Here is a 9009-nt window from a genome sequence, read left to right on the forward strand (position 1 = left end):
CCCCGCCCCGCCCCCACCCGCACCGCCTCAGCTACACGTACCGCTTCAACTCACGCCGCGCCAAAGACCGTTGATGCACCTCATCCGGCCCGTCGGCCAACCGCAGCGTGCGGGCCGCCGCCCACAGCTCGGCCAGCGGGAAGTCCTGGCTCACCCCGCCCGCGCCATGCAACTGCACCGCCCGGTCCAAGATCTCCACCACCGTGCGCGGTGTCGCGATCTTGATGGCCTGGATCTCGGTGTGCGCCTCGCGGTTGCCCACCGTGTCCATCAGCCAGGCCGTCTTCAGCACCAGCAGCCGCAACTGCTCGACCGCCACCCGCGCGTCCGCGATCCACTCATGGACCTGGCCCTGCTGGGCGAGCGCCTTGCCGAAGGCCGTACGGTCCACCGCCCGCCGGCACATCAGCTCGATACCGCGCTCGGCCATGCCGATCAGCCGCATGCAGTGGTGGATCCGGCCGGGGCCGAGACGGGCCTGGGCGATGGCGAAACCGCCGCCCTCCTCGCCGATGAGATTGCTCACCGGCACCCGCGCCCGGTCGAAGACCACCTCGGCGTGGCCGCCGTGGTAGTGGTCCTCGTAGCCGTACACCCGCATCGCCCGCCGCACCTCGACGCCCGGGGTGTCGCGCGGCACCAGCACCATCGACTGCTGACGGCGCACATCGGCGCCCTCCGGGTCGGTCTTGCCCATCACGATGAAGATCTTGCAGTCGGGGTTCATCGCCCCGGAGATGTACCACTTGCGCCCGGTGATGACGTAGTCGTCGCCATCGCGCTCGATCCGGGTCTCGATATTGGTCGCGTCGGACGAGGCGACCTCCGGCTCGGTCATCGCGAAGGCCGACCGGATCTCCCCCGCGAGCAGCGGCTCCAGCCACCGCTTGCGCTGCCGCTCGTCGCCGAACTGGGCGAGCACCTCCATGTTGCCGGTGTCGGGGGCGGCGCAGTTCAGGGCCGTGGGGGCCAACTGGGGGCTGTGGCCGGTGATCTCCGCGAGCGGGGCGTACTGGAGATTGGTCAGCCCCGCGCCGTACTCCTCGTCGGGCAGGAAGAGGTTCCACAGCCCCTGCCGGCGGGCCTCGGCCTTGAGCTCCCCGACGACCGCCGGGGTCAGCCACGGCGAGTCCAGCGCCGCGCGCTGCTCCTCCGCGACCGCCTCCGCCGGATGGACATGCTCGTCCATGAAGGCGAGCAGCTTGGCGCGCAGCTCTTCGGTCCGGGCGTCGAATGCGAAGTCCATGATGGGATCAGCTCTCCTGGAGGGTGGTGAGACCGTGGTCGATGAAGGCGGGGACGATGTCGCCGATGCGGTCGAAGCCCGCGCCGACGGTCTGGCCGAGGGTGTACCGGTAGTGGATGCCCTCGAGGATCACCGCGAGCTTGAAGTAGGCGAAGGCGGTGTACCAGGACACGCTGCTCACATCGCGCCCCGAACCCTCGGCATAGCGCTGGATCAGCTCGTCCGTGGCGGGGTGGCCGGGGGCGCCCTGGGTGGAGGAGATGGGGGAGTCGGCGAGATTCGGATGACCGCTGTACATCACGATCAGGCCGAGGTCGGTCAGCGGATCGCCGAGCGTGGACATCTCCCAGTCGAGGATCGCCGTGATCCGGTCGTCGGCGTCCACCAGGACGTTGTCCAGGCGGTAGTCGCCGTGGACGACGGTGGGCGTGGGAGAGGTTGGCAGCGCCTTGGCGAGCCGGGTGTGCAACTCGTCGATCCCGGACAGCTCACGGCTGCGCGAGGCCGCGAGCTGCTTGCCCCAGCGGCGCAACTGCCGCTCCAGGAACCCCTCCGGGCGCCCGAAGTCGCCGAGCCCGACCTCGGCCGGGTCCACGGAGTGCAGCGCCACGAGCGTGTCGACGAGGGAGAGGACGACCTCCCGGGTGCGCTCCGGGCCGATACCGGCGAGCTGCTCGGCGGTGCGGTACGGGGTGCCCTGGACGAACTCCATGACGTAGAAGGGCGATCCGACCACCGACTCGTCCTCGCACAGCAGCACCGGCTCCGGCACCGGCACGGCCGTCGGGTGCAGGGCGCTGATCACCCGGTGTTCCCGCGCCATGTCATGGGCGGTGGCGAGCACATGGCCCAGCGGCGGCCGGCGGACGACAAAGCGGGAGGTGCCGTCGGTGACGGTGTAGGTGAGATTCGAACGGCCGCCTTCGATCAGCTCGGCGCTCAGCGGCCCGCGCACCAGTCCCGCGCGTTCGCGGTCGAGGTGGGCGCGGAGCCGCTCGAGGTCGAGCCCTGGGGGATTGCCTGCGTTCATCGAACCTCTTCCTCGGTTTCCTCGGTCCTTCTCGGTACTGCTCACAGCGCGCTCGGTCGGGGGAGCGGGCGAACCGTTCCGCATTATGATGCCGACCAGTCGGTATGTAGTCCAGTGGGTGTCCGTTGCCGGGTGCACGGGTTCCGGCCCCAGCAGGGTCTCGCCGAGCGGGGTCAGCGCGTACTCGACCCGGGGCGGCGCCTCCGCGTACCGGCGCCGCTCCACCAGCCCGTCGTCCTCCAGGCGGCGCAGGGTGTCGTTGAGCACCTTCGGGCTGATGCCGCCGATCGCCTCGCGCAGCTCGCCGGGACGGCGCGGCCCCTCCCGCAGCCCGAAGATCACCACGGCGGTCCAGGTGCGGGCCAGCAGATCGGAGCCCAGCCGCGCCCGGCAGTCGGCGATGAACCCCTCCGGTGCGAGGGGCCGCGATGGCGTCGCCGGTTCACTCACTGCTGCCCTCCTGACCTGCCGTCCGCTGTCCTGGCGCATTCGTCGCACACCGTGCGGTGTGCGACGGACTTCCTAGTGTCCTTATCCCATCGGCGGGCGAGAACGAGGAGGGGGCCGCGATGCGGATCGGAGTGCTGGGCACGGGCACGATGGCGGACGCGCTGGGGACCCAGTGGGCGCGGGCGGGGCACGAGCTGTTGATCGGCGGCCGCTCGCGGCCGAAGGCGGCGGCGCTGGCCGCGCGGATCGGCTACGGCGCGCGGGCGGGGAGTCCGCGCGAGGCCGCCGGATTCGGCGATGTGACGCTGCTGGCGGTGGCGTACGAGGGCGTCGAGGCGGCCCTGGAGGCGGCGGGCGCGGCCGAGGGCACCTGAGCGGCCGGGCGCTGATCGACTGCACCAACGCGATCGTCCCCGGGCGCTTCACCCTCGCCACCGACGGCGGGCCGGGCATGGCCGAGCGGATCGCCGCGCTGGCCGTGGGGGCACGGGTGGTGAAGGCGTTCTGCCACTGCTCGGACGCGGTGTGGCGGATGACTCCGCCGGTCTTCGCCGACGGGCCACTGGCGGTCCCGCTGTGCGGGGACGACGAGGAGGCCCTGGCGGCCGTACGCACGCTGGTCCGCGATATGGGCTGCGTACCGCTGGACGCCGGGGGCCGGGGGCCGCGGTGGTGCGGATTTGCGCCGGCGGTGGGGGAGCAGGAGCGTCGAAGGGGAGGAGCGGGAAAAGGGGAAAGTGAGAGTCGCGAGGAGCCGCAAGGAGCTGCGGGAACCGCCAGAACGCGAGAGCCGCGAGGAGCGCCACCATGAAGGCCATCACCTACCGCCGCTACGGCGGCCCCGAGATCCTGGAGTACGGGGAGCGGCCGGAGCCGAAGGTCGGCCCCGACTCCGTCCTGGTCAGGGTCAGGGCCGCCAGCGTGAACCCCGTCGACTGGAAGGCGCAGGCCGGAAACCTCGAACCGTTCCTGGACGCGGTCTTCCCGGTGATCCCCGGCTGGGACGTCTCCGGGGTCGTGGAGCGGCCCGGCCCCGCGGTGACGGAGTTCCGGCCCGGCGACGAGGTGATCGGATACGTACGGGAGGACTTCCTCTCCCGGGGCACCTGTGCCGAGTACGTGGCCGCGCCCATCCGCACCCTCGCCCGCAAACCGCGGAACCTCTCCTTCACCCAGGCCGCGGGCATCCCGCTGGCGGGCCTGACGGCCTACCAGTCGCTGGTGCGGGCGCTGAGGGTCGGCGAGGGCGACACCGTCCTGGTCCACGCGGCGGCGGGCGGGGTCGGCTCGATGGCGGTCCAGTTGGCCCGGCATATGGGCGCCCGGGTGATCGGCACCGCGGGCGAGCGCAACCACGAGTATCTGCGGGCGCTCGGCGCGGAGCCGACCACCTACGGGGAGGGCCTCGCCGAGCGGGTCCGCGCCCTCGCCCCGAACGGGGTGGACGCCGTGCTCGACCCGGTCGGCGGTGACGCGCTCGCCGTCTCCGCCGAACTCCTCGTCCCCGAAGGCCGCCTGGCCTCCATCGCCGACCCCGCCGTCCTCGGCCTCGGCGGCCACTACGTCTTCGTCCGCCCCGACCCCGACGACCTCCAGGACCTCACCGACCTCGCCGAGCGCGGCGCCCTCGGCGTCGAGGTCGCCGCGGTCTTCCCGCTCCAGAAGACGGCGGACGCGCAGCGTCTCAGCATGGAGGGCCACGCCAGGGGCAAGATCGCCATCGCGGTGGACTGACCGGGCCGGGGACACGGGGCGCGTCGGCCGGGTGCGGGCCGGGCGCCTGCGGCGGGCGGAGCCCCCACCCCGCCCCTTCCCGAAACAAGAGAGGCTGCGCCTCTCGCACCCCGCGGGGGTTGGGCCTCTCGGACCCTGCGGGGGTTGCGCCGGCCCGAGGCCGGAGCCCGGCGGGGGCAAGGGGCGCGCGCCCTGGGGCCTGCGTGGCGGGCGGGGCGCGGCTCTACGGGGTCCGGGGCGGAGCCTCGGAAGGGGCCAAGGGGCGGAGCCTCGGAGGGGGCCAAAGGGCGGAGCCCCTCGTTTCGGGAAGGGGCGGGGCGGGGCGGGATGGGGTGGGGAACTTCGCCGCCGGAGGCGCCCCGAGCCCGCACTCGGCCCCCTGCCCCGGCCACCTGCGATCCATCCCCGCGGCCGAGGGGCGAGGGCGAGGGCCGGCACTCAGGCGCGCCTCAGCCCAGCATGGCCGCTCCCAGGACGGCCAGGGCGAGGGTGCAGGCCACCGCGGCCACGGCCGCCCGCGGGGACAGGGCGGGCGGACGTGGCATGCGCATGGCCCGGATGCGGCGGTGGGCCAGCGCCAGGAAGGCCAGCCAGGCCACCACCACCAGGGCCAGGACCACGAGCGAGGCCGGGTCGATCCCGCTGTGCAGGGTCTGCCGGCCCGCGAGCGAGGCGGCCACCGCGCACGCCAGCGTCGTACGCCGCCAGGCCAGCCGCGTCCGCTCCGGCTGGAGCCCGGGGTCCCGGTCCAGCGTCCGTGGTCCGTGCGTCCCTTTCCCCTCCGGCATCGCCTCACACCTCCCTGGTCAACCGCGCCACCCGAAGGCGGCCACGATCACCATCAGCAGTGCGACCACGCCGACCGCGAGCCCCAGCACCACCGGGAAGCGGGACATCGGCAGGTCCTCGCCCCGCCGCATGGCCCGCTCGCAGCGCACCCAGTGGCTGATGGCCCGCAGGGCGCAGAGCGCGCCGCCCGCCAGCAGGATGAGCGCCAGCGCGAGCCGCAGTGGCCGGGCCGTCTCCGGGAGGAACTGGTCGACCGCGAATCCGCCGCCCACCAGCGCCATCGCGGTGCGCAGCCAGGCGAGAAAGGTCCGTTCGTTGGCGAGTGAGAAGCGGTAGTCGGGGGTGCCGCCCTCGTCCCGCAGCCGCTCGGGCGCGAACCACAGCCGTACGTCCGCCACCGCCGAGGCGAGACCGCCGCCACGGGGCTCGGCGGGCCGCGCGGGTTCCGAAGGCCGCGTCGGCTCCGAAGGCCCGGGCCCGGAGGATTCGGTCACGCTTCGACCCTCCCACGGCGCCACTCCATCAGCCGCCGGTACGCCTCCCGCCCGTCCGGCACCCACTCCCACTCGGGCAGCCGCCGCATCAGCTCCTCCTCGGTGAGAAAGGCGTGCCAGGCGATCTCCTCGGCCTGCGGATCGACCGGCAGCTCGCAGCGCACCTCGTAGACCCGGCTCCACCAGGTGTGCTCGGGCGTCTCGTAGAGGAACGAGAACAGCGGTACGGGCGCGGGCAGCCCCCGCACCCCCAGCTCCTCCTCCGCCTCGCGCAGCGCCGCCTCGTCATAGCCCTCGCCGGCGCCGACGACCCCGCCGACGAACATGTCGTAGAGCGAGGGGAAGACCAGCTTCTCGGCGGTGCGGCGATGGACGAAGACGCGGTCCTGGGCGTCCCGGGCCAGGATGAAGACGCAGCGGTGCCGGAGCCGGTGGGCCATGGCGTCACCGCGTCGGGCCTGGCCCATCACGCGGTCCCGCTCGTCCACGATGTCGAGTAGTTCGTTGGCGGAAAGCGGTTCATGATCAGGCATACCGCCATACAAGCAGATCGCGGGCGCGGTCAGCGCCGGTGGCCACCGCCGTACCCGCCGCCGTAGTTCCCCCCATGGCCGCCGCCATAGCCGTTTCCACCGCCATAGCCGCCGCCGTACCCGCCCCCGTAGCCGTTCTCGTAACCGCCGCCCTGCCCCTGGCCCGGCGTGTACGGCCCGGAGCCGCCGTTCCCGTCGCGCTGCCGCTCCTGCTGCTGCTCGGCCCAGCGGTCGAACGCCTCCACCGCGTCCTGCCAGTCGTCGTACTCTCCCGGCCCCCGGTCGGACCAGCCCGGCCAGGACGGCGTGGAGCGGTCCTTGCCGGACGACGGGGTCCGGGGCTTGTCCGGTATGGAGTCGGCCGCCGGGGCCTGGGCCACGGGCCGGGCGGCGGCCGGCTGCGGCTTGGGCTTCTCGGCGCGCGCACCGCGCAGCGGGGTGTCGCCCACCGCCGCCTCGGCGTACGGGACGGCGTGGCTCTCCGGCTCGTCCGGGACGGCCGTCGAGGCGTCGTGGCCGGGGGCGGCCGTCGCCTCACGGGAGTCCTTGCCCATGAGCATGAAGAGGGCGGTGGCGGCGCCGGTGGCGGACAGCAGAATCGCCCCGGCGGCGGCCTTACGGCGGTTGTCCGCGGGGCGGCGGCGGGCGTGCCGGGGCCCGATCACCTCACCGCGGAGCACCTGTGCCTCGTCCGCGGGCGGTCCGGATTGGAGGGGCTGCGGGCCGGGGGTGACGAGCGTCGGGTTCACCACGCGACGTTCCACCTCGGGTGTCGGCCCTGAATGCTCAACGGAGCGGTCAGCCATGGTCGATGATGATGCACGGTTGGCCTAACCGTGTCCAATCTCGGTGAACGATTGTGACCTTTTGTTCTACGTCCAGGTTTCGCGGGGGGAGTTGGCGGTCGGGAAGCGGCCGGAAACCGCTCCCACACCCCGGGTTGACGACGTACTGGGCGGTAGGCAGGATCGCGGTCATGACGCCGTCGGCGGGCGTCGGCGGGCTCACGAGAACGGACACCACACCATGGCGTACGACGCGGACGTGATCGTGGTCGGCGCGGGGCTCGCGGGCCTCGCCGCCACCGCCGAACTGGCCGACGCCGGCCGTAAGGTGATCCTGCTCGACCAGGAGCCCGAGCAGTCGCTCGGCGGCCAGGCCCACTGGTCCTTCGGCGGTCTCTTCCTCGTCGACTCGCCCGAGCAGCGCCGCCTGCGCATCCGCGACAGCCATGAACTCGCCTGGCAGGACTGGCTGGGCACGGCCGGGTTCGACCGCGAGGAGGACCACTGGCCGCGCCGCTGGGCCGAGGCGTACGTGGACTTCGCGGCGGGCGAGAAGCGGTCCTGGCTGCACGCCCAGGGGCTGCGGCTGTTCCCGCTCGTCGGCTGGGCCGAGCGCGGCGGCTACGACGCCACCGGGCACGGCAACTCCGTGCCCCGCTTCCACATCACCTGGGGCACCGGCCCCGGTGTCGTCGCCCCCTTCGAGCGGCGGGTGCGGGCGGCGGCCGCCCGCGGTCTGGTCGAGCTGCGCTTCCGGCACCGGGTGACGGGGCTGTCCCGCAGCGCCGGCACGGTCGACACCGTCACCGGCGACATCCTGGAGCCCAGCGACGCCGAGCGCGGCGCCCCCAGCGGCCGCGAGGCCGCCGGGGCCTTCGAACTGCGCGCCCAAGCCGTGATCATCACCTCCGGCGGGATCGGCGGCAACCACGAGCTGGTCCGCGCCAACTGGCCCGAGCGGCTGGGCTCCCCGCCCGAGCGGATGATCTCCGGGGTTCCGGCCCATGTGGACGGCGCAATGCTCGGCATCACCGAAGCGACCGGCGGCCGCATCATCAACCGCGACCGGATGTGGCACTACACCGAGGGCATCGAGAACTGGAACCCGATCTGGCCCCGGCACGGCATCCGCATCCTGCCCGGCCCGTCCTCCCTGTGGTTCGACGCGCGCGGCAAGCGGTTGCCGGTGCCGCTGTTCCCCGGCTTCGACACCCTCGGCACGCTCGAGCACATCATGCGGACCGGCTACGACTACACCTGGTTCGTGCTCACCCGGAAGATCATCGAGAAGGAGTTCGCGCTCTCCGGCTCCGAGCAGAACCCGGACCTCACCGGCAAGAGCGTCCGCGATGTGATCGGCCGCGCCCGGGCCGGGACCCCGGGCCCGGTCCAGGCGTTCATGGACCACGGCGCGGACTTCATCGTGGAGCGGTCGCTGACGGCGCTGGTCCGGCGGATGAACGAGCTCACCAAGGAGCCGCTCATCGACGAGGAGGGGCTGCGGCGGGAGATCGTCGCCCGCGACCGCGAGATCGCCAACCCCTACACCAAGGACCTCCAGGTCACCGCCCTGCGCGGCACCCGCAAATATGTGGCCGACCGGCTGATCCGCACCGCCGCCCCGCATCGCATCCTCGATCCCGAGGCGGGTCCGCTGATCGCCGTGCGCCTGAACATCCTCACCCGTAAGACGCTCGGCGGCCTGGAGACGGACCTCTCCTCCCGCGTCCTGACCGAGGGCGGCGAACCGCTGCCCGGCGTCTACGCGGCCGGGGAGGCGGCGGGCTTCGGCGGCGGGGGAGTGCACGGCTACCGCTCCCTGGAGGGCACCTTCCTGGGCGGCTGCCTCTTCTCGGGCCGTACGGCGGGGCGGGCGGCGGCCAAGGCGGTGGGGTAGCCCCGGGGCGCGGCCGACGGGCTCGGCTCCCGGAGTCTTACCGAAGTCTGA

9 protein-coding genes and 1 pseudogene are annotated in these 9009 nt (G+C 73.2%); 3 read left to right on the forward strand and 7 right to left on the reverse strand.

The window, feature by feature from the left end; genetic code table 11:
• Window positions 1–31: 31 nt before the first annotated feature.
• From KN815_RS04105 to KN815_RS49975, 3 genes and pseudogenes are all read right to left on the reverse strand, one after another.
• Window positions 32–1246, reverse strand: coding sequence for an acyl-CoA dehydrogenase family protein (locus KN815_RS04105; protein WP_216340265.1), 1215 nt, complete (start codon window positions 1244–1246; stop codon window positions 32–34).
• Between the two features lie 7 nt (window positions 1247–1253).
• The gene (locus KN815_RS04110; RefSeq protein WP_253208746.1) at window positions 1254–2276 is read right to left on the reverse strand and encodes a phosphotransferase family protein; all 1023 of its coding nucleotides are present in this window, start codon (window positions 2274–2276) and stop codon (window positions 1254–1256) included.
• 165 nt (window positions 2277–2441) lie between these two features.
• Window positions 2442–2765 (reverse strand): annotated as a pseudogene (locus KN815_RS49975) (winged helix-turn-helix transcriptional regulator); the annotation flags it as partial.
• An 80-nt stretch (window positions 2766–2845) separates the two neighbouring features.
• Here KN815_RS49975 and KN815_RS49980 point away from each other — a divergent pair.
• Window positions 2846–3100: an NAD(P)-binding domain-containing protein gene (locus KN815_RS49980; RefSeq protein ID WP_253208745.1), complete on the forward strand. Its 255-nt coding sequence runs from the start codon at window positions 2846–2848 to the stop codon at window positions 3098–3100.
• A 433-nt stretch (window positions 3101–3533) separates the two neighbouring features.
• Entirely contained in the window at window positions 3534–4460 is a 927-nt protein-coding gene (locus KN815_RS04120; RefSeq protein WP_216340269.1) for an NADP-dependent oxidoreductase, read from the forward strand.
• 449 nt (window positions 4461–4909) lie between these two features.
• On the opposite strand, the gene KN815_RS04125 is transcribed toward KN815_RS04120, so the two are convergent.
• The 4 genes from KN815_RS04125 to KN815_RS04140 all read right to left on the reverse strand — a co-directional run bounded on the left by KN815_RS04125 (window position 4910) and on the right by KN815_RS04140 (window position 7028).
• Window positions 4910–5248 carry a DUF202 domain-containing protein gene (locus KN815_RS04125; RefSeq protein WP_216340271.1) on the reverse strand — a complete coding sequence of 113 codons (339 nt, stop codon included), beginning with the start codon at window positions 5246–5248 and terminating at the stop codon, window positions 4910–4912.
• Window positions 5249–5266: 18 nt separating this feature from the next.
• Window positions 5267–5647, reverse strand: a complete 381-nt coding sequence (locus KN815_RS04130; RefSeq protein ID WP_216340280.1) for a YidH family protein — start codon at window positions 5645–5647, stop codon at window positions 5267–5269.
• 92 nt (window positions 5648–5739) lie between these two features.
• Window positions 5740–6276 carry an NUDIX domain-containing protein gene (locus KN815_RS04135; RefSeq protein WP_216340273.1) on the reverse strand — a complete coding sequence of 179 codons (537 nt, stop codon included), beginning with the start codon at window positions 6274–6276 and terminating at the stop codon, window positions 5740–5742.
• 29 nt (window positions 6277–6305) lie between these two features.
• Window positions 6306–7028 (reverse strand): hypothetical protein, encoded by a 723-nt coding sequence (locus KN815_RS04140; RefSeq protein WP_216340275.1) that lies wholly within the window; start codon window positions 7026–7028, stop codon window positions 6306–6308.
• Window positions 7029–7302: 274 nt separating this feature from the next.
• Here KN815_RS04140 and KN815_RS04145 point away from each other — a divergent pair, with 274 nt between their 5' ends.
• Window positions 7303–8958: an FAD-binding dehydrogenase gene (locus tag KN815_RS04145; protein ID WP_216340278.1), complete on the forward strand. Its 1656-nt coding sequence runs from the start codon at window positions 7303–7305 to the stop codon at window positions 8956–8958.
• Window positions 8959–9009 lie beyond the last annotated feature (51 nt).

Source organism: Streptomyces niphimycinicus (assembly GCF_018883605.1).
In the GTDB taxonomy this organism is placed as follows: domain Bacteria; phylum Actinomycetota; class Actinomycetes; order Streptomycetales; family Streptomycetaceae; genus Streptomyces; species Streptomyces niphimycinicus.

Bases quoted from the DNA above. Each gene is read 5' to 3' on its own strand.
- KN815_RS04120 (WP_216340269.1), top strand. From the start codon at position 3,534: ATGAAGGCCATCACCTACCGCCGCTACGGCGGCCCCGAGATCCTGGAG.
- KN815_RS04145 (WP_216340278.1), top strand. From the start codon at position 7,303: ATGGCGTACGACGCGGACGTGATCGTGGTCGGCGCGGGGCTCGCGGGC.
- KN815_RS49980 (WP_253208745.1), top strand. From the start codon at position 2,846: ATGCGGATCGGAGTGCTGGGCACGGGCACGATGGCGGACGCGCTGGGG.
- KN815_RS04135 (WP_216340273.1), bottom strand. From the start codon at position 6,276: ATGCCTGATCATGAACCGCTTTCCGCCAACGAACTACTCGACATCGTG.
- KN815_RS04125 (WP_216340271.1), bottom strand. From the start codon at position 5,248: ATGCCGGAGGGGAAAGGGACGCACGGACCACGGACGCTGGACCGGGAC.
- KN815_RS04110 (WP_253208746.1), bottom strand. From the start codon at position 2,276: ATGAACGCAGGCAATCCCCCAGGGCTCGACCTCGAGCGGCTCCGCGCC.
- KN815_RS04105 (WP_216340265.1), bottom strand. From the start codon at position 1,246: ATGGACTTCGCATTCGACGCCCGGACCGAAGAGCTGCGCGCCAAGCTG.